16 protein-coding genes are annotated in these 17,944 nt (G+C 67.9%); 9 read left to right on the forward strand and 7 right to left on the reverse strand.

Annotated elements, in window-relative coordinates; translation table 11 throughout:
* Positions 1–309 precede the first annotated feature (309 nt).
* From ACE3OK_RS07645 to ACE3OK_RS07660, 4 genes are all read right to left on the reverse strand, one after another.
* Complete coding sequence (locus ACE3OK_RS07645; protein WP_374248941.1) at positions 310–765, reverse strand: hypothetical protein; 456 nt, start codon at positions 763–765, stop codon at positions 310–312.
* A 2-nt stretch (positions 766–767) separates the two neighbouring features.
* Positions 768–1,838, reverse strand: coding sequence for a class III poly(R)-hydroxyalkanoic acid synthase subunit PhaC (locus ACE3OK_RS07650; RefSeq protein ID WP_374248942.1), 1,071 nt, complete (start codon positions 1,836–1,838; stop codon positions 768–770).
* A gap of 1 nt (position 1,839) precedes the next feature.
* Positions 1,840–2,931 carry a class III poly(R)-hydroxyalkanoic acid synthase subunit PhaE gene (gene phaE / locus ACE3OK_RS07655; RefSeq protein ID WP_374248943.1) on the reverse strand — a complete coding sequence of 364 codons (1,092 nt, stop codon included), beginning with the start codon at positions 2,929–2,931 and terminating at the stop codon, positions 1,840–1,842.
* A gap of 89 nt (positions 2,932–3,020) precedes the next feature.
* Positions 3,021–3,638, reverse strand: a complete 618-nt coding sequence (locus ACE3OK_RS07660; RefSeq protein ID WP_374248944.1) for a phosphatidylcholine/phosphatidylserine synthase — start codon at positions 3,636–3,638, stop codon at positions 3,021–3,023.
* 225 nt (positions 3,639–3,863) lie between these two features.
* Here ACE3OK_RS07660 and ACE3OK_RS07665 point away from each other — a divergent pair, with 225 nt between their 5' ends.
* From ACE3OK_RS07665 to ACE3OK_RS07680, 4 genes are all read left to right on the forward strand, one after another.
* Complete coding sequence (locus ACE3OK_RS07665) at positions 3,864–4,688, forward strand: 3-hydroxybutyrate dehydrogenase (RefSeq protein ID WP_374248945.1); 825 nt, start codon at positions 3,864–3,866, stop codon at positions 4,686–4,688.
* 297 nt (positions 4,689–4,985) lie between these two features.
* Positions 4,986–6,284, forward strand: a complete 1,299-nt coding sequence (locus tag ACE3OK_RS07670; RefSeq protein WP_374248946.1) for a hypothetical protein — start codon at positions 4,986–4,988, stop codon at positions 6,282–6,284.
* Positions 6,285–6,315: 31 nt separating this feature from the next.
* On the forward strand, positions 6,316–7,419 hold the full coding sequence (gene dinB, locus ACE3OK_RS07675) for a DNA polymerase IV (protein ID WP_374248947.1): 1,104 nt from the start codon (positions 6,316–6,318) through the stop codon (positions 7,417–7,419).
* A 296-nt stretch (positions 7,420–7,715) separates the two neighbouring features.
* Positions 7,716–9,008, forward strand: coding sequence for an MFS transporter (locus ACE3OK_RS07680; protein WP_374248948.1), 1,293 nt, complete (start codon positions 7,716–7,718; stop codon positions 9,006–9,008).
* 27 nt (positions 9,009–9,035) lie between these two features.
* Here ACE3OK_RS07680 and ACE3OK_RS07685 read toward each other — a convergent pair whose 3' ends face one another.
* Genes ACE3OK_RS07685 through ACE3OK_RS07695 form a run of 3 tightly spaced genes read right to left on the reverse strand, consistent with a single transcriptional unit; the run spans position 9,036 to position 11,364 of the window.
* Positions 9,036–9,269 carry a DUF6587 family protein gene (locus ACE3OK_RS07685; RefSeq protein WP_374248949.1) on the reverse strand — a complete coding sequence of 78 codons (234 nt, stop codon included), beginning with the start codon at positions 9,267–9,269 and terminating at the stop codon, positions 9,036–9,038.
* Complete coding sequence (locus ACE3OK_RS07690) at positions 9,266–11,119, reverse strand: ferrous iron transporter B (protein WP_374248950.1); 1,854 nt, start codon at positions 11,117–11,119, stop codon at positions 9,266–9,268. The genes ACE3OK_RS07685 and ACE3OK_RS07690 overlap by 4 nt, the downstream gene beginning before the upstream one ends.
* On the reverse strand, positions 11,116–11,364 hold the full coding sequence (locus ACE3OK_RS07695; RefSeq protein WP_374248951.1) for a ferrous iron transport protein A: 249 nt from the start codon (positions 11,362–11,364) through the stop codon (positions 11,116–11,118). The genes ACE3OK_RS07690 and ACE3OK_RS07695 overlap by 4 nt, the downstream gene beginning before the upstream one ends.
* A gap of 102 nt (positions 11,365–11,466) precedes the next feature.
* Here ACE3OK_RS07695 and ACE3OK_RS07700 point away from each other — a divergent pair, with 102 nt between their 5' ends.
* From ACE3OK_RS07700 to ACE3OK_RS07720, 5 genes are all read left to right on the forward strand, one after another.
* A complete protein-coding gene (locus tag ACE3OK_RS07700; protein WP_374248952.1) occupies positions 11,467–12,249 on the forward strand; it encodes an enoyl-CoA hydratase-related protein in 783 nt (260 codons plus the stop codon).
* A gap of 140 nt (positions 12,250–12,389) precedes the next feature.
* Entirely contained in the window at positions 12,390–12,779 is a 390-nt protein-coding gene (locus tag ACE3OK_RS07705; protein WP_374248953.1) for an endonuclease domain-containing protein, read from the forward strand.
* A gap of 24 nt (positions 12,780–12,803) precedes the next feature.
* Positions 12,804–14,798: an acetyl-CoA carboxylase biotin carboxylase subunit gene (locus ACE3OK_RS07710; protein ID WP_374248954.1), complete on the forward strand. Its 1,995-nt coding sequence runs from the start codon at positions 12,804–12,806 to the stop codon at positions 14,796–14,798.
* 8 nt (positions 14,799–14,806) lie between these two features.
* Positions 14,807–15,697 (forward strand): hydroxymethylglutaryl-CoA lyase, encoded by an 891-nt coding sequence (locus tag ACE3OK_RS07715; protein ID WP_374249016.1) that lies wholly within the window; start codon positions 14,807–14,809, stop codon positions 15,695–15,697.
* On the forward strand, positions 15,694–17,871 hold the full coding sequence (locus ACE3OK_RS07720) for a putative bifunctional diguanylate cyclase/phosphodiesterase (RefSeq protein ID WP_374248955.1): 2,178 nt from the start codon (positions 15,694–15,696) through the stop codon (positions 17,869–17,871). Before ACE3OK_RS07715 ends, ACE3OK_RS07720 begins: the two co-directional genes overlap by 4 nt.
* Positions 17,872–17,944 lie beyond the last annotated feature (73 nt).

Below are 17,944 nucleotides of genomic sequence, written 5' to 3' on the forward strand. Positions count from 1 at the left end.
CTGGCCACGTGTCTGGCCCGCCGCATACCGCAGCCCGGTAGTTTACATGGTTGCAGGATGTTTGGAACGCCTGCGCGCGGGAGCATGCCGCATCGCCTTTCCCGGAGCGGGACGGAGACCCTTCCCAAAGAAAAAACCCGGTCTCGCGGGCGTTGCGCCTGGAGGGGACCGGGTCGGGGCCGGAGCGATTTTCCGTGACGCCTTGCACGTCGCGAAGTTTTTCCCCGGTGGGCCCACCCTACCCAAGCCGTCGTTAGGAAAAAGCTAAGGCGACCGTTGCCCCGCCGACCGCTCGTCGGCATCGCGCATTCATTCCCGCCACCACGGCCACCAGCCCTGTCCGGTCCGCGCATAGCGATCGGCGGCGCGCTCGAAACGATTGCGCACCGACACCCCGCCGCACAGGAAATACAGCGGCACGAACAGCACGCCCAGCGCCATGCATTGCAGGACATGCGCGTGTTCGTGATTGCCGATGACGATGGGGGCCTCCCGGCACAGCCCGGCATCGTGGGCGTAGGTATTGCAGTGCCGCTCCAGCGAGTGGCCGCTGTCCAGGACCACGTTGCCCAGCGTCATTGCACCGCCCGGGCCCCACGGCACGCCATGGAACACCAGGCAATGCCGTTGCGGCTGCCACCGCACGCGCGCGCCGGCGGCGACGGCGGCGCAGCCCGCCAGCAGCCCCGGCACGGTCACCGGCAGCGCCCACAGCAGGCCGGTGCCCAGCGCCAGCCAGCGCAGCCCGCGTGGCAGCGCATGCATTCTCAACGGGCGCGCTTGGCCAGCCAGTCGTGGATGGTCTGCGGCACTTCCTTCTGCGCGCGACCGGACACGTAGATGCCGATGTGCCCCCCCTTGAACGACAGCTCGGTGTAGTCGTCGCTACCGCACAGCCCGCGCAGCGCGCGCGAGGCATCCGGCGGCACCAGGTGGTCCTGCTCGGCGTAGATGTTGAGGATGGGCATGTCCACCATGCCCAGATGCACGTCCCGGTCGCCCACGCGCGGGGTGCCGGTGACGAAACGGTTCTGCTGGAAGAACTGCTGGCTGAACTCGCGGAACGCCTCGCCGGCCTGGTCGGGCGAATCGAAGATCCACTTCTCCATGCGCAGGAAGTCCTCCATCGCATGCTTGTCGTCGAGGATGTCCACCATGCCCACGTACTTCTGCGCGAACAACCGCCACGGCTTCAGCATCAGGTAGGTGAAATTCATCATGTCGGCCGGCACGTTGCCGAGCGTGTCGACCAGCAGGTCCACGTCGATCTCGCGGTTCCAGTTCGACAACATGTTGTCCGGCGTATGGAAATCCACCGGCGTGACCATGGTGATCAGGTTCTTCACCTGGTCCGGATGCAGCGCGGCGTAGCACAGCGCGAACGCACCGCCCTGGCAGATGCCCAGCAGGTTGATCGACGGCAGGCCGTGGGCAGCGCACAGGTAATCCACCGCACCGCCGATGAAGCGCTCGATGTAATCCTCGAGCGTGAGGAAGCGATCGGAACGGTCCGGGTAGCCCCAATCGATCACGTAGACATCTTCGCCGCGCGCCAGCAGGCCCTTGACCAGCGAACGATCGTTTTGCAGGTCCACCATGTAGGGGCGATTGACCAGCGCGTAGCTGATCAGGATCGGCACCCGCGCGGCAGGCGGGCGTTCACCCCGGAAGCGGTACAGCACCACCTTGCCGTCGCGCCAGACTTCCTCGCGCGGGGTGACGCCGAAGTGCACGTCGTCCATCGCCTGCAAGGTCTGCACACCGGCGGCGAGCTTGCGTTGCAGCTTGTCGGCTTCTTCCGCCAGCGATTCCGGGGTGATGTTCAACGGACCGTTCATGTCAGCGCTTCCTTGCCGCTGGCTGGGCGGTCTTCACGACTTTGCGGGGGGCGGGCCGGGCAGCGGCCTTGCGGGTGGCCGGCTTGGCGGATTTTGCGGACTTGCGCGCGACGACTCCGGTGGCAGCAGGCTTGGCCACGGCAGGCTTGGCGGGTGCGGGGCGCTTCGCTGCGGCCTTGGTGGCAGGTTTTTTTGCCGTCGCTGTGCGAACGGGCGCGGCAGCAGCCGGCCCTGCCGCGTCGCGCTGGAGCCGCCGCAGCTGGCGTTCGAGTTCGGCGATCTTGCGATGCGCGCTGTCCAGCTCGGTGCGGCCCGGCAGCCCCAGCTGGGTGGTGGTTTGTTCGCCGATGGCCTGCGCGGCACCGCGCAACTGCATCTGCGCGTTGGCCAGCTCGCCGAAGGCATGCCGATACTCCGGCGACAGCGCCGCCTGCGCCCACGCCTCCTCGGCGGCATCCACCCACAGGTCGAACAGGGCACGCACGCTGCCCAGCTGCCGGCCGGGCTCCTCGTGTTCGGCCAGCCTGGATTCGAAGCGGTCGAATGCCTGCTTCGAAATCTCCGACAACAACCGGCCGTAGGCATCCTGCGCCTGCTGCAAGCGCAATTGCGCCTTGCCCAGCGCCTGCAGGCGTTCCTGATGCTCGCGGGTGAAACCGAACGCCGGCACCCCGAGGGACTTCATCGCTTCGTTGCGCAAGCCGGCCAGCCACGGCGCGGTGGTTTCGCTCCACTGCGTGAAGTTTTCCAGCCCGGGGCCACGCATGCCGTCCAGCAACCCGGCAAACGGGTGGCTGCCAGCAAAGGCGTCGCGCCAGGCCTTGGCCACGTCGGCGGCCTTGTGGTCGTGGCCGGCGAACTGCGCGGCCACCTGCTGCATCTGCGCCAGCCAATCCCGGCTTTGGCGGTTGAAGTGCTCCAGCACATGGCCCATGCCGCCCTGCCCCTTGGCCTGCTGCATCCAGCCATCCAGCATCCCGCGCAGGCCGTGTGCGGCGGTATCGCCGGAAGCGGGGATCGCGCCACGCAGGGCGTCTTCCCACACGCCCCAGTACTGGCGCGCAAGCGCCGCAAAATCGTCGGGTGTCGCCATATGTCCTCCACGTTTGCGTGAATGCTAGCAACGCCGATGCTGCATCGCCATCACGATGGCATGCCGAAACCGCACATCCTGGCCGCCGGTCAGGGCTTGGGAATGCGCAGGGTCTTGCTGATCATCAGCGAGCCGGACAACGCATACAGCAGCACCAGCGGATGCAACTGCCACGGCCCCAGCTGGACCACGCCCAGCAACAAGGCATGGCCCAGCGCACCCGCCCATGCCGCCCACGCCAGCACCGCCACCAGCACCACGCTGGTGGGAATGGGCGTGCCTTCGAAATAGCGCACCTTGCCCTCCGCCCCTGACAGCTGTTCGGCGGTGACGTTGTAGCGTGCCAGCCGGCTGACACCGCAGCCGACGAAGTAACTGAGCACCATCCAGTCCCAGCCGCCCTGCAAGCCGCAGGCATAGCCCAGCGCCGCCGGGGCAACGCCGAAGCTGATGACATCGGCCAGCGAATCCAGCTCGCGCCCCAGGGTGGAGGCCACCTTGCGCCAGCGCGCGATGCGCCCGTCGAGCGTGTCGAACACGAACGCCAGCGGAATCAGCGCCATGCCCAGCAACAAGTCATCGACCCGGCCGTCCTGCAGGAACCGCATCGCCGCGAAGATCGCACCGGTGCCGCAGAACGCATTGCCCAGCGTGAACCAGTCGGCAAGGCGGAACTCGCGCAGCATCGAAAAATGACGTTGTTTCATCGGCGACTCCGGTTTGCCTGTGTGCAGAGCCTAACCGAAGCCGCGGCAGCGAATCGTGCCATGCGGAGCGTGCTGCGCCGGCCATGGCGGCTTGCCGATGGCCGGTACCGTGCCCACCTAAGCATCGGCGGGCACGGTGCACCGCACCTTCGTCACACCCCGCCTGCACGTGATCCTGCTAGCGTATGAAGCCCCATTCGAATGCCCGCAAGGGCTGGTTGCATCATGAGTGACATGTTCCTGCAAGGCCGCACCGCGCTGGTGACCGGCAGCACGTCCGGCATTGGCCTGGCCATCGCCAAGGGGCTTGCGGCTTCTGGCGCGAAGGTGGCGATCAATGGCCTGGGCTCGCCCGAGCAGATCGCTTCCGCGATCGCCGAAGTGGATGCCGCAGGCGATGGCGGAACCCGGCCGGCTTCAACCCGGCACTTCGGCGCCGACCTGCGCGACCCCGCCGCGATCGAGACGATGATGGCCGAGCTTGCCGGCTGGTCGAACGGCGGCATCGACATCCTGGTCAACAACGCCGGCATCCAGCACGCGGTGCCCTTGCACGAGATGCCGGTGGCGAAGTGGAACGACATCCTCGCCATCAACCTGTCCTCGGCCTTCCACACCATGCGCCTGGCGATGCCGGCGATGGCCGGCCGCGGCTACGGGCGGGTGGTCAACATCGCCTCGGTGCACGGGCTGGTGGCCTCGAAAGACAAGGCCCCGTACGTGGCCAGCAAGTTCGGCATCGTCGGCCTGAGCAAGGTCGCGGCGCTGGAATACGCCGCGCAGGGCAACCGCGGCTCCGGCGGCGTCACCGTCAACTGCATCTGCCCGGGTTGGGTGGAAACCCCGCTGATCGAGCCGCAGATCGAGGCGCGCATGCAGGGCGGCAGCCGCGATGACGGCGTGCGCGCGCTGCTGGCGGAAAAGCAGCCCAGCCTGCGCATGACCCTGCCCGCCGAGATCGCCGCGCTGGCGGTGTTCCTGTGCCGGCGCGAGGCGCACAACATCACCGGTACGGCGATGCCGGTGGACGGGGGCTGGACGGCGCAGTGACGCCATGCCGGGCCACCACGGGCCGGACGTGTGGCGATTTTTTGACCACACCCCTTGACACCGTTGCCACGCAACGTGCTTCGGCAGTTATCCACATCCTTATACGGAATTGATCCACAACCGGTGTGGAAAACCCCGCTGCGTGCCGACGGTGACCGGCAACCCCACGCCGGCGGTGCAGGACGGACGCGGGCGGTGTGGGTGGTGATCGACCTGCACCACGCCGGCGGGCAGGCCTGGCCGAACTGGCCTGGCCGGGCTTGCCAGCACGCCGCGCCGCCCGCACCATCGGCGGCCATGAGCGACCCCCTCGAAGACGCATCCCACCTGTCCCGCCGCACCACGCCCACCTGGGAAGTCGAGCTGCTGATCTCCGGCGTGGCGGTGTTCGCGATGCTGCAATTGCCGGGCTGGCTGGACGACCAGATGTTCGCGCTGGCGCCGCGCCTTGGCGACGAGTGGCTGCCGGTGCTGAAGCTGTCCTACTACTATGCGAAAAGTGCCGCCGTGGTGCTGGCGGCGACGTTCGCGTTGCACTTGCTGCTGCGCGCGCAATGGATCGCGCTGGTCGGCATGCACTCGGTGTATCCACTGGGCATCCGGCTGGACCGGCTGAAGATGGGCCCGATCCAGCGCGCCATCGAAGAGGCGCAGCCCGGCAGCACGGCCGACGCCATCGAGCGCGCGGACAACCACGCCAGCGTCGCGTTCGCGCTCGGGGTCAGCGTGGCGCTGGTCATCGTGTCAGTGTGCATCGGCTTCTGCGGCACCTTGCTGGCGGTGACGCTGCTTGTCCAGATGCTGGGCTGGCCCCTGGACCCGCTGCTCATGATGTATGCCATCTTCGGCCTCTTCATGGCACCGTACATCGCCGCCGTCCTGCTGGATCACGCGCTGGCCGCCCGCCTTCGCCACGGAAGCCTCGCGCATCGCGTGATCGACGCCATGCTGCGGTTCTACGCACGGATCGGCATGGGCCGCCGCAACAACCGGATCATCGCCATCCTCACCAGCAACGGCGGCGAGCGCCGGATGATGGCGGTGGTGATGGGCGTGATGCTGGCGGCCATCATCGGCGTCATCACCGCCGATGTCCTCATGCGGGGGGCCACCGGCCCCGGCAACTACTCGCAATTCCCCGATGCGGACACGCTGGCGATCAATCCCGCCCATTACGACGACCAGCGCGACCCGTATCGTGACGCTCCGTTGCCCTTCGTGCAGTCCACGGTGGTGTCCGGCCCCTACCTGAGGCTGGTGGTGCCCTATCGCCCGAACCGTGACGAAGCCGCCATGCGCGCCACCTGCACCGGGCGCACCCACGGGCTCGGCAGCGCAGCCCGGGCAGCCGCCCGCCTGGCCTGCCTGCAATCGCTGCACGGCGCGATGCTGGACGGCAAGCCACTCGCCGCGCTGCGCTACGACATCGCCAGCGACCCGCGTACGGGCCGCCCCGCGTTGCTGGCGATGATCGACGTGCGGCAGCTTGACCCCGGACGCCACGAATTGCGCATCGCACGCCCCGTGCGCGCCGCGCGCAAGCCGGACAAGGACCACCCGGACCCCGGCTACGACGCGATTCCCTTCTGGCGCTGAGCCGCGACGGATGCCGGCATAAAATCGGCGGGTGAACGCACCGCAGCGCAAGATCATCCACGTCGACATGGACGCGTTCTACGCGTCGGTGGAACAGCGCGACAACCCCGCGCTGCGCGGGCTGCCGGTGGTGGTGGCCTGGAAAGGAGCGCGCTCGGTGGTATGCGCCGCCAGCTACGAGGCGCGCGCATTCGGCATCCGCTCGGCGATGCCGGCGCTGCGGGCGGAAAAACTGTGCCCGCACGCCATTTTCGTGCCGCCGGATTTTTCCCGCTACAAGGCGGTGTCGAAACAGGTGCGCGGGATCTTCGAACGCTATACCGACCGCATCGAGCCCTTGTCGCTGGACGAAGCCTACCTCGATGTCACCGTACCCAAGCGCGATCTCGGCAGCGCCACCGCGATTGCCAGCGAAATTCGTGCCGCGATTTTCGCCGAAACCCGGCTCACCGCCTCCGCCGGCATCGCACCCAACAAGTTCCTGGCCAAGATCGCCAGCGATTGGAACAAACCCAACGGCCAATTCGTGGTGAAGCCGGCCATGGTGGATGCGTTCCTTGCGCCGCTGGCGGTGGGCAAATTGCCGGGGGTGGGCAAGGTGATGGAAGCAAAGCTGGCCGAACTCGGCATCGCCACCTGCACCGACTTGCGCACCACCGGCGCGCAGGCGCTGGAGGTCCGCTTCGGGCAATGGGGCCGCCGCTTGTATGAGTTGTCGCTGGGGCAAGATGCTCGTAGCGTGCAAAGCGAGCGCCCCACCGTGCAGATCTCCAGCGAAGACACCTTCGCCAGCGATTTGCTGCTGGGCGAACTGGAATCGCATATCCGCCGCTTGGCGGCCTCCACCTGGGCCGGCTATGGCAAGGAATGGCAACGCCATCCCGGCCGCATCGCCCGCACCGTGGTGCTGAAGCTCAAGACCGCCGACTTCCGCACCCTCACCCGCAGCCTGACCGCAACCACCCCGCCAACCTCCGAACAGGCGCTGGCCGACATCGCCTGCGCACTGCGCGAGCGCGTCACCCTGCCTGCGTCCACGCGCTACCGCCTGGTGGGCGTGGGCCTGTCCGGCTTCGCGGAAGCCAACGGCAGCCCGGCGCAGGAGGAGTTATTCGCCACCACGCCCACCCCCTGAATATCCAAGCCGCGTGTCGATGCGAAATGGCATCAGGCAGCAGGCGCACGCCCGGTTGCGCAGCTTGCTGCCAGGGCGGAGACGAATTGCGTATTTCCACAGGTAACTGTTAAATTCCAGAATCGCTGCGGTTCCGGGGCACCCCGGTCTCAAAAAACGGGAAAGCCGAATAACGAGGTCAGGTTCACTTCCTGATCGTCCATGACGCACAAGGCCCGCATCGCTGCGGGCCTTGTGGTTTGCGGTTGAACAGGCTGCCGGTGCATCCCCCGGACGCTTTCGCATACCCTTGCACGATGACTGCACACGACGCCCCCGCCCCCGGCCTGTCCCGCCAGCAGTGCAAGACCCTCGCCCTGGCCTCGCTGGGCGGCGCGCTGGAGTTCTATGACTTCGTGGTGTTCGTGTTCTTCGCCGGCACCATGGGCACGCTGTTCTTCCCCGCCGACATGCCGGGTTGGATGCGGTTGGTGCAGACCTTCGGCATCTTCGCCGCCGGCTATCTGGCACGGCCGCTGGGCGGCATCGTGATGGCGCATTTCGGCGACGTCACCGGGCGCAAGCGGATGTTCATGCTCAGCATCCTGCTGATGGCCGTTCCCACCCTGTTGATGGGGCTGCTGCCCACCCATGCGCAGATCGGCGTGGCGGCACCGCTGCTGCTGTTGCTGTTGCGCATCCTGCAAGGCGCGGCGATTGGCGGCGAGGCGCCGGGGGCATGGGTGTTCGTCAGCGAACATGTGGCCCCCGGCCATCGCAATCTCGCCTGCGGCGCGTTGTCGCTGGGCCTGCTGGCCGGCATCCTGCTGGGCTCGCTGGTGGCACTGGCCATCAACACCCGGCTGGACGAGGCGCACCTGCTGGCCTGGGGCTGGCGCATCCCGTTCCTGCTGGGTGGCGTGTTCGGCCTGCTGGCCTTGCACCTGCGCCGGCAACTGCACGAAACCCCGGTGTTCGCCGAGTTGCAGGCGCAACGACGGCTGGCGACGGAATTGCCGCTGAAGGCGGTGCTGTGCGAACACGCCGGCGCGGTGGTGCTGGGCATGCTGCTGACCTGGCTGCTCACCGCCGCCGTGGTGGTGACCATCCTGATGATGCCGACCTTCCTGCAAGGCATGGGCGTGGCGCGCAGCGATGCGTTGGCCGGCAATGCGCTGGCGGTACTGGCGGCGATGGCGTCCAACCTGATCGCCGGCGCACTGGCCGACCGCTTCGGTGCCGGCCGCGTGCTGTCGCTGTGGAGCCTGCTGCTGGGGGCGGCGTTCTGGGGGTTCTTCCACGCCGCCCAGGCGGGCGCGTATTCGCACGCGCTGTACGCACTGGCCGGCAGCGCAGTGGGGCTGACCGCGATGGTTCCCGCCATCGCACTCTCCGGATTCCCTGCGCAGGTGCGCTTTTCGGGGCTCTCGTTTGCCTACAACGTGGCCTATGCGATCGCCGGCGGCCTGACCCCGGTGCTGCTCAGCCTGGCGATGAAAAACAATCCCGCCGCGCCGCTGCATTACATGCTGGCGATGGCGGCGCTGGGCGTGGCGCTGGGGCTGGTGGTGCAATGGCGCCAGCGCGCGGCCGGCCCACTGACGGCATGACGGCGTGACCGCCGGGGTGCGGCGCGCTCAACCGCAGCCGTTGCAGCCGCCGCAATCCTTGCCGCCCCCCTGCCCCGGCGGCGCGATCTTCCGCGCCAACCCGCGCAGCCACGCCGGCCGGCCCTCGCGCAGCAGCGGCAGGGCGATGGCCACGCGCAGCCGCCGCGTCGCGTTCGGGAACTGCTTGTGCATCACCACGGCGGCACTGAGCACGACCGCCAGGGCCACAATGGCGTATTGCAGCAGCAGCCCGGCGCTCATCCCGCCCCCAGCGCCACCGCAACTTGGTAAGTGAGCAGCGACGCCAGATAAGCCAGCGCGAACAGGTAGCCGGCGGCGAACGCGGTCTGTTTCCACGAGTGGGTTTCGCGCTTGATCGTGGCCAGGGTGGAGACGCACTGCGGCGCATAGATGAACCACACCAGCAGCGACAGCGCGGTGGCCAGCGACCACTGGCTCTGGAGGATCGGTGACAACGCCTGCGCCGCCGCGTCGTCGCTGGTTGCCGACAGCGCGTAGACGGTGGCCAGCGAGGACACCACCACCTCGCGCGCGGCCATGCCGGGGATCAGCGCGATGCAGATCTGCCAGTTGAAGCCGATCGGCGCGAACACCGCGGTCATCGCATGGCCGATATGGCCGGCGAAGCTGTAATCGACGGCCGGCCCGGCCGCCCCTTCCGGCGCGCCGGGGAAACTCAGCAGGAACCACAGCAACACGGTCATCGACAGGATGATCCCGCCGACCCGCTTGAGGAAAATCATCGCCCGTTCCCACAGGCCGATGCCGATGTCGCGCAGGTGCGGCACGCGGTAGGACGGCAGTTCCAACAGCAGCGGATGCTCGCTCTTGTCGCGCCGCCACAGTTTCATCGTCCATGCCACCGCCAGCGCGCTGAGAATGCCCGCGGCATACAGCCCGAACAGCACCAGACCCTGCTGGTTGAAGCCGGCCACGTCCTTCTTCGGCACGAAGGCGCCAATCAAAAAGGTGTAGACCGGCAGCCGCGCAGAGCACGTCATCAGCGGCGCCACCAGAATGGTGGCCAAGCGGTCACGCGGGTCCTGGATGGAACGGGTGGACATGATGCCGGGCACTGCACAGGCGAAGCTGGACAGCAACGGGATGAAGCTGCGCCCGGACAGGCCCGCCGCCGCCATCATCCGGTCCAGCAGGAAGGCCGCGCGCGGCAGGTAACCGGATTCCTCCAGTGCCAGGATGAAGGCGAACAGGATGAGGATCTGCGGCAGGAACACCACCACCCCGCCGGTGCCGGCGATGATGCCGTCCACCAGCAGGCTGCGCAGCGGGCCTTCGGGCATCTGCGCGGCCGCCTGCGTGCCCAGCCACGTGGTGGCCGCTTCGATGCCATCCATCAACGGCGTGGCCCAGGCATACACCGCCTGGAAGATCAGGAACATCACCACCGCCAGCGCCAGCAGGCCGAACAGCGGGTGCAGCAACCAGCGATCCAGGGTGTCGTCGATCACGGCGGTGCGGCGCGGCATCGCCACCGCCAGTGCCAGCAGACGCCGCGCTTCGGCATGCAGGGCATCATCGTCCAGCGGCGCATGCGCCGGCGGCACCTCCGCCATCGGCGCTTCCAGCGTCGCCAGCAGCGCGCGCGCGCCGTGGCGGTGCACGGCCACGGTTTCCACCACCGGCACGCCCAGCTCCCGCTGCAACGCCGCCACGTCGATGACGATGCCACGCTTGCGCGCCGCATCCATCATGTTCAGCGCCACCAGCATGGGCTTGCCCAGCGCGCGCAGCTCCAGGGCGAAACGCAGGTGCAGGCGCAGGTTGGTGGCATCCACCACGCAGACCAGCAGGTCCGGCGCGGCTTCGCCGGGGTAGAAGCCACGGATCAGGTCGCGGGTCACCGCTTCGTCCAGGCTGGCGGCGTTCAGGCTGTAGGCGCCGGGCAGGTCCAGCACCGCGTACTGGCGGCCGGATGGCGCATGCAGGCGGCCTTCCTTGCGCTCCACCGTCACCCCGGCGTAGTTCGCCACCTTCTGGCGGCTGCCGGTCAGCAGGTTGAACAAGGCGGTCTTGCCGCAATTGGGGTTGCCCACCAGGGCAATGCGCGATACCGACAACGTGGGGTTCATGCCGCACCGCCATCGGTGCGCAGGCACACCCGTGCCGCTTCCACCCGCCGCAGCGCGAAACGCGTGAACCCCACCTGCACCAGCAAGGGTTCCGCACCCAGCGGGCCGGCAGCCACCACCTCGATGTCCTCGCCGGCCACGAACCCCAGCTCGCGCAGGCGACGCGCCACCGGGTCATTGGGGACGCGATCCTCCACGGTTTCGACCACGGCACGATGGCGTCTGGGAAGTTCGGTCAAGCGCATCGACGCCGCACCAGGATTCTAAATAGGAATTGTTCTCAACTATAGCAGTTTCGCCACCCGCTATCATGTGTCAGATCAATTTTTGGGGATGCGTTTTCACGTATGAGTCAGGCCCTGCAACTGCACCGCGACGGCCCCGTCGCCCACCTGCGCATGACCCGCGCGCAAGTGCATAACGCGTTTGACGACGCACTGATTGCCGACATGACCGCTGCATTGGCGCAAGTCGCCGACGACGCCAACGTGCGCGTGCTGGTGCTGGAGGCCGATGGCGTCTCGTTTTCCGCCGGTGCCGACCTGCACTGGATGCGCGGCATGGCCAAGGCCAGCGAAGAGGCGAACCGGCAGGATTCGCTGGCCCTCGCCCGCCTGATGCGCACGCTGGACGAACTGCCGAAACCCACCATCGCCCGCGTGCAGGGCGCGGCGTTCGGCGGCGGCGTGGGGCTGGTGGCCTGCTGCGACATCGCCATCGGCGTGCCGGAAGCCAAATTCGGCCTGACCGAAAGCAAGCTGGGCCTGCTGCCGGCGGTGATCTCGCCCTACGTCATCCAGGCGATCGGCCCGCGCCAAGCGCGCCGCTATTTCGCCACCGCCGAGATCTTCGACGCCGCCGAGGCGCTGCGCATCGGCCTGCTGCACCAGGTCGTCGTCGCCGACGCATTGGACGCGGCGGTGCAGCGCCAGATCGACCTGCTGCTGAAAGCCGGCCCGCTGGCATCGGCCAGCGCCAAACAACTGGTACGCGCCGTCTGCGCCCACCACGACGGCAGCCGGCACGACACCGACAACGCCGCCCTGATCGCCCGCCTGCGGGTCTCGCCCGAAGGCCAGGAAGGCCTGTCCGCCTTCCTCGACAAGCGCAAACCCGCGTGGACGCTTTAAAAAAATCATCTTCTTCAAGGGGAATCCCGCTCCAAAGCCCTCCCCTTCAAGCGGAGTCCTGCTCCAAAGCCCTCCCCTTCAAGGGGAGGGTTGGGTGGGGATGGGCTTCCCGCAACGCTCCCCACTGCCCAAACACCACTATGGACGGCCAAACCAACCCCCGCATCCGCGCCGAACGCCGCCCACGCGCCCTGCGCAACGCGCCCACGGATGCCGAGCATTTACTCTGGCAACACCTGCGCGGTCGCCAGTTGGCCGGCGCCAAGTTCCGCAGGCAGCACCCCTACAGGGACTACATCCTTGACTTCGCTTGCCTCCAGCAGAAACTCGTCGTCGAACTCGACGGCGGCCAGCATGCCAACGCTATCGCTTACGATGACAACCGTGACGAATGCCTGCGCAAGGCTGGATTCAAGGTGCTTCGATTCTGGAATCACGATGTCTTCCAGAATATCGACGGCGTGCTCGAAGTGATCCTGCGCGCAATCCAATCCAGACAAGACCCATCCCCACCCCAGCCCTCCCCTTGAAGGGGAGGGAGAAGAGCCCTGCCAATGTTCTCGACCATCCTAATCGCCAACCGCGGCGAGATCGCCTGCCGCGTCATCCGCACCGCGCGCAAGCTCGGTATCCGCACCGTCGCGGTGTTCTCGGAGGCCGACGCCGACGCCCAGCACGTGCGGCTGGCGGACGAGGCCCATTGCATCGGCGGGCCCAGTCCGGCCGACAGCTATCTGCGCGGTGACGCCATTTTGGACGTCGCGAAAAAAACCGGCGCGCAGGCCATCCATCCCGGCTACGGCTTCCTCTCCGAGAACGCCGACTTCGCCGACGCGGTGGCCGCCGCCGGCATCACCTTCATCGGCCCGTCGGGCAACTCGATGCGCAAGATGGGCAGCAAGGCCGGCGCCAAGGACCTGATGGCCGCCGCCGGCGTGCCGGTGGTGCCCGGCTATACCGGCGCAGACCAGACGCCCGACCTGCTGCAGCGCGAGGCCGATCGCATCGGCTACCCGCTGATGATCAAGGCCGCGCATGGCGGCGGCGGCAAGGGCATGCGCATCGTGCGCGCGGCCGGCGAGTTTGCCGCCCACCTCGAAAGCTGCCAGCGCGAGGCCAAGAACGCCTTCGGCAAGGACCGCGTGCTGCTGGAACGCTACATCGAGCATCCGCGCCACATCGAGATCCAGATCTTCGGCGACGCCCACGGCAACGCCATCCACCTCGGCGAGCGCGAATGCTCGGCGCAGCGGCGCTACCAGAAGGTGCTGGAGGAATCGCCCTCGCCCTTCCTCACCCCCGAGCTGCGCGCGGCGATGGGCGCGGCGGCGGTGCAGGCCGCACACGCGATCGACTATGCCAATGCCGGCACGGTGGAGTTCATCGTCGGCCAGGACGGCGGTTTCTATTTCATGGAAATCAACACCCGCCTGCAGGTGGAGCACCCCGTCACCGAGGAAGTCACCGGGCTGGATCTGGTCGAGTGGCAGCTGCGCATCGCCGCCGGCGAACCGCTGCCGCTGCGCCAGCAGGGCATCGTGCAGCGCGGCCACGCCATCGAAGTGCGGCTGTACGCGGAAGACCCGGACGCCGGCTTCCTGCCCGGCTCCGGCACCCTGCACACGCTGCGGCTGCCGGCACCCACGCGCAACATCCGCATCGATTCCGGCGTGGTCGAAGGCGACACCGTGACGATCTTCTACGACCCGATGATCGCCAAACTCATCGTCCACGACGAAGACCGCCCGCGTGCGCTGGCACGGCTGCGCGAGGCGCTGTCGCGCTGCGCGATCCAAGGCCCGAAATCGAACATCGCCTTCCTGGAACGCCTGATCCGCCACCCGGCCATCGTCGATGCCAGCATCGACACCGGCTACCTGGACCGCCACCTCGACCAATTCCTCGCGCCGCCGCAGGCCGACCCGCCGCTGCTGCTGGCGGCCGCCTGCTACAGCCTGCTGCAGCAGGAAAGTGCCGCCGCCACCGCGGCCGCCCGCTCCAGCGACCCCGCCTCCCCCTGGGCCAGTGCCGACGGCTGGCGGCTGGGCCATGGCGGCGCGCGCCGGCTGGCCTTCCTGCATGGCGAGGCGCAGGTGGAGCTGCTCGCGCGCGGCCACGCCGGCCAGTACGCCCTGCACCTCGATGGCAGCGACTACGCCATCGCCGGTGCGCGGCTGGAAGACGGCGACCTGAGCCTGCGGCTGGACGGCAGCATGCGCCGCTTCCATGTGAGCGCCCACGGCCACGAGCTGTTCGTGCACGACGGCGACAAACGGCTTCGCCTGCAACTGGCGTCGGTGTATCGTCGGCTGTCGGGGGCCGGCACCGCCGCAGAGCACCGCATCCGCGCACCGATGCCGGGCCGGGTGGTGCTGGTGCAGGCCCGGCCCGGGGATGCCGTCAAGATGGGGGATGTCGTGTTGGTTCTGGAAGCCATGAAGATGGAGCTGGCGCTGAAGGCCCCGCGCGATGGCGTGCTGGACGAGCTGCGCGCGCAGGCCGGCGAATTCGTCGAAGCCGACGCGGTGCTGGCGACGCTGGAGCAATGAGCATGGCCCTGCCCGCACACGTCCGCATCGTCGAGGTCGGCCCGCGCGATGGCCTGCAGAATGAAAAGACCGACATCGGTACCGCACGCAAGATCGAGCTGATCGATCGGCTGTCGAAAACCGGCCTTGCCAGCATCGAAGCCACCGCCTTCGTCAGCCCCAAATGGGTGCCGCAGATGGCGGATGCGGCCGAGGTGCTGGCCGGCATCACCCGCGTGCCGGGCATCAGCTACCCGGTGCTGGTGCCAAACGAGCAAGGTTACGAACGCGCACGCGCCGCCGGCGCGCAGGACGTGGCGGTGTTCACCGCCGCCTCCGAAGCGTTCAACCTGAAGAACACCAACGCCGGCATCGATGCGTCGCTGCAACGCTTCGCGCCGGTGCTGGAGCGCGCGAAGATCGACGGCGTGCGCGTGCGCGGCTACGTGTCCACGGTGCTCGGCTGCCCGTACCAGGGCGACGTGCCGCTGGCCGACGTGGTGCGCGTGGCGCGCGCGCTGCATGCCATGGGCTGCCACGAAATCTCGCTGGGCGACACCATCGGCATCGGCACCCCGGGCAAGGCACGGGCGATGCTGAAGGCGGTCGCCGGCGAGGTGCCGATGGCCGCACTGGCCGTCCATTTCCACGACACCTACGGGCAGGCGCTGGCCAACGTGCTGGCTTGTCTGGAAGAAGGCGTGGCGGTAGTGGACAGCGCAGTGTCCGGTGCCGGCGGCTGCCCGTATGCGAAGGGTGCCAGCGGCAACGTGGCCAGCGAGGACGTGGTGTACATGCTGCACGGCCTCGGCATCCACACCGGCATCGACCTGCCGCTGCTGGCCGACACCGGCCGCTGGCTGGCCGGCCTGCTGGGCCGCGACACCGGCAGCAAGGCAGGCCGGGCGATGGCGGCATGAACCCATCTTCGGCCGACCACCGGGAACTGCACGCCGCCCTCCAGCAACTGGAGCAAGCACTGCTCCCCCTGGAACACGCCCGTCACGCCGAAAACCCGACCCCCGACCCCGCGCTGCTGCAACATCTGCATGCCAGCCTGCGGCGGGCACAGGCCGCCTTGGCGGTTGGGCACGACCAATACCGGGCCCTGCTCGACGCGGTGCCGGACCCGGTCAGCATCCTCAGTCGCGACGGCGTGGTGCTGGACCTCAACAAGGCCAGCCTCGACGCCTACGATCGCACGCGCGAAGAAATCATCGGCCAGCCGCTGCACGTCCTCAATCCGGACCTGCGCGATGACTTCCTTGCCCCCGTGCTGGACGCCATCGACCGCGGCGAGACCCACGTCCAGCAAGCCACCAACATGCGCGCCGACGGCAGCCGCTTCCCGGTGGAAGTGTCGTCGGCCAGCCTGACCCACGACGGCCAGCCCGCCATCGTGGCGGTGGCGCGCGACCTCAGCACCCTGCAACGCGACAAGACCCTGTTCCTGCGGGTGCAGGAATTGGCGCGCATCGGCGGCTGGCAATGGCACCGCACCCACGGCACCCTCTACCTCACCAGTGAAACCATCCATATCCTGGGTGCGGCCAGGACGCCGGAAACCATGGAAGACGTGCTGGCGCAGCTGCAACCGGCGGATCGCCAGCGCCTGCACAAGACCCTGACCAGCATCGACGACGGCACCGGGTTCGAGCTGGAACTGCAGGGCCAGCAAGCCGACGGCACCCCGTTCTGGGTGCGGATGATCGGCGAACCGGACCCGCACGACCCCAGCCACGACCGCATCAGCGGCACCCTGCAAGACATCACCGATCGCAAGCTGGAAGAAGAACGGCTGCGCCAGCAGGCGCAGACCGACGCCCTCACCGGGCTGCTCAACCGCGATGCCATCCTGACCTGCATCGAACAGCGCCTGCAGGCGCGCGGCGGCCCGGACCTGGCGTTGCTGTACATCGATCTCGACCGCTTCAAGATCGTCAACGACGTGCTGGGCCACGACGCCGGCGACCATCTGCTGGTGGAAGCCGCGCAACGCATCCGCAACGCGGTGGCCGGCGAAGGGGTGATCGCCCGCTTCGGCGGCGACGAATTCCTGGTGGCCTGCCACATCAACGACGACGACACCCGCACCGAGCGGCTGGCGCTGCGCATCCAGCAAGCCTTCGGCCTGCCCTTCCACCTTGGCAACGACGAATTCAAGGTCACCACCAGCATCGGCATCTCGCGGGCATCCACCCGGGGGGATACGCCACGGCAGCTGATCCAGAATGCCGACGTGGCGATGTACGACAGCAAGCGTCGCCACCGCAACGGCTACCAGGCCTTCACGCCCAAGCTGGCCAGCCGCCAGCAGGAGCGTTTGCAGATCGAGACCCAGTTGCGCCGCGCGCTCGACAATGGCGAGTTCTACCTCGTCTACCAGCCGCAGGTGGACCTGAACAGCGGGCGCATCCTGTCCGCCGAAGCCCTGATCCGCTGGAACAACCCGGTGCTGGGCGAAATGCGGCCCGACCGCTTCATCGACCTGGCCGAAGCCACCGGCGAAATCGTCCGCATCGACCACTGGGTGCTGCGCGAAGCCAGCACCCAGTTGCGGCGCTGGCAGGATGCGGGGCTGCCCATCGAACGGGTGGCGGTGAACGTGTCCTACCATCAGTTCGTCGGCGAAGACCTGGTCAACAGCGTGACCAAGGCACTGGAAGAAGCCCGCCTGCCCGGCCATGCGCTGGAACTGGAACTGACCGAACGCGTGCTGGTGGAAGATTCGTCCGACACGCTGCACACGCTGGACCGGTTGCGCGCGCTGGGCGTGCGCCTGTCCATCGACGATTTCGGCGAAGGCTACAGCGCGCTCAGCTACCTGCGCCGCCTGCCCATCCACACCCTCAAGCTCAGTTACGGCTTCCTGAAAGGGGTGCCCGACAACCCCAGCGACGTGGCCATCTGCCAGGCGGTGCTGGGCATCGCCAACAGTCTCGGGCTGGACATCGTCGCCGAAGGCATCGAAACGGAATTGCAGCGCGAATTCATGCAGCATCTGGGGGTCAATGTCTGGCAAGGCTTCCTGTTCGCGCCGGGACTGCGGCCCGCCGAATTCGGCGAACGCCTGTCGGCACAGCCACGCCCGTGACCTGCCCGATCCACGCCGAATTCGGGGCCACCCAGCATGGCGGCTGCAACAGGTTCTACCTGCTCGCGCTTTG

The organism is Thermomonas sp. (assembly GCF_041905325.1).
Classification (GTDB): Bacteria; Pseudomonadota; Gammaproteobacteria; order Xanthomonadales; family Xanthomonadaceae; genus Thermomonas.

What these genes read in the sequence shown, in the direction of transcription:
- ACE3OK_RS07645 (WP_374248941.1), bottom strand. Translation starts at nt 765, where the DNA reads ATGCATGCGCTGCCACGCGGGCTGCGCTGGCTGGCGCTGGGCACCGGC.
- ACE3OK_RS07650 (WP_374248942.1), bottom strand. Translation starts at nt 1,838, where the DNA reads ATGAACGGTCCGTTGAACATCACCCCGGAATCGCTGGCGGAAGAAGCC.
- phaE (WP_374248943.1), bottom strand. Translation starts at nt 2,931, where the DNA reads ATGGCGACACCCGACGATTTTGCGGCGCTTGCGCGCCAGTACTGGGGC.
- ACE3OK_RS07660 (WP_374248944.1), bottom strand. Translation starts at nt 3,638, where the DNA reads ATGAAACAACGTCATTTTTCGATGCTGCGCGAGTTCCGCCTTGCCGAC.
- ACE3OK_RS07665 (WP_374248945.1), top strand. Translation starts at nt 3,864, where the DNA reads ATGAGTGACATGTTCCTGCAAGGCCGCACCGCGCTGGTGACCGGCAGC.
- ACE3OK_RS07670 (WP_374248946.1), top strand. Translation starts at nt 4,986, where the DNA reads ATGAGCGACCCCCTCGAAGACGCATCCCACCTGTCCCGCCGCACCACG.
- ACE3OK_RS07680 (WP_374248948.1), top strand. Translation starts at nt 7,716, where the DNA reads ATGACTGCACACGACGCCCCCGCCCCCGGCCTGTCCCGCCAGCAGTGC.
- ACE3OK_RS07685 (WP_374248949.1), bottom strand. Translation starts at nt 9,269, where the DNA reads ATGAGCGCCGGGCTGCTGCTGCAATACGCCATTGTGGCCCTGGCGGTC.
- ACE3OK_RS07690 (WP_374248950.1), bottom strand. Translation starts at nt 11,119, where the DNA reads ATGAACCCCACGTTGTCGGTATCGCGCATTGCCCTGGTGGGCAACCCC.
- ACE3OK_RS07695 (WP_374248951.1), bottom strand. Translation starts at nt 11,364, where the DNA reads ATGCGCTTGACCGAACTTCCCAGACGCCATCGTGCCGTGGTCGAAACC.
- ACE3OK_RS07700 (WP_374248952.1), top strand. Translation starts at nt 11,467, where the DNA reads ATGAGTCAGGCCCTGCAACTGCACCGCGACGGCCCCGTCGCCCACCTG.
- ACE3OK_RS07705 (WP_374248953.1), top strand. Translation starts at nt 12,390, where the DNA reads ATGGACGGCCAAACCAACCCCCGCATCCGCGCCGAACGCCGCCCACGC.
- ACE3OK_RS07710 (WP_374248954.1), top strand. Translation starts at nt 12,804, where the DNA reads ATGTTCTCGACCATCCTAATCGCCAACCGCGGCGAGATCGCCTGCCGC.
- ACE3OK_RS07720 (WP_374248955.1), top strand. Translation starts at nt 15,694, where the DNA reads ATGAACCCATCTTCGGCCGACCACCGGGAACTGCACGCCGCCCTCCAG.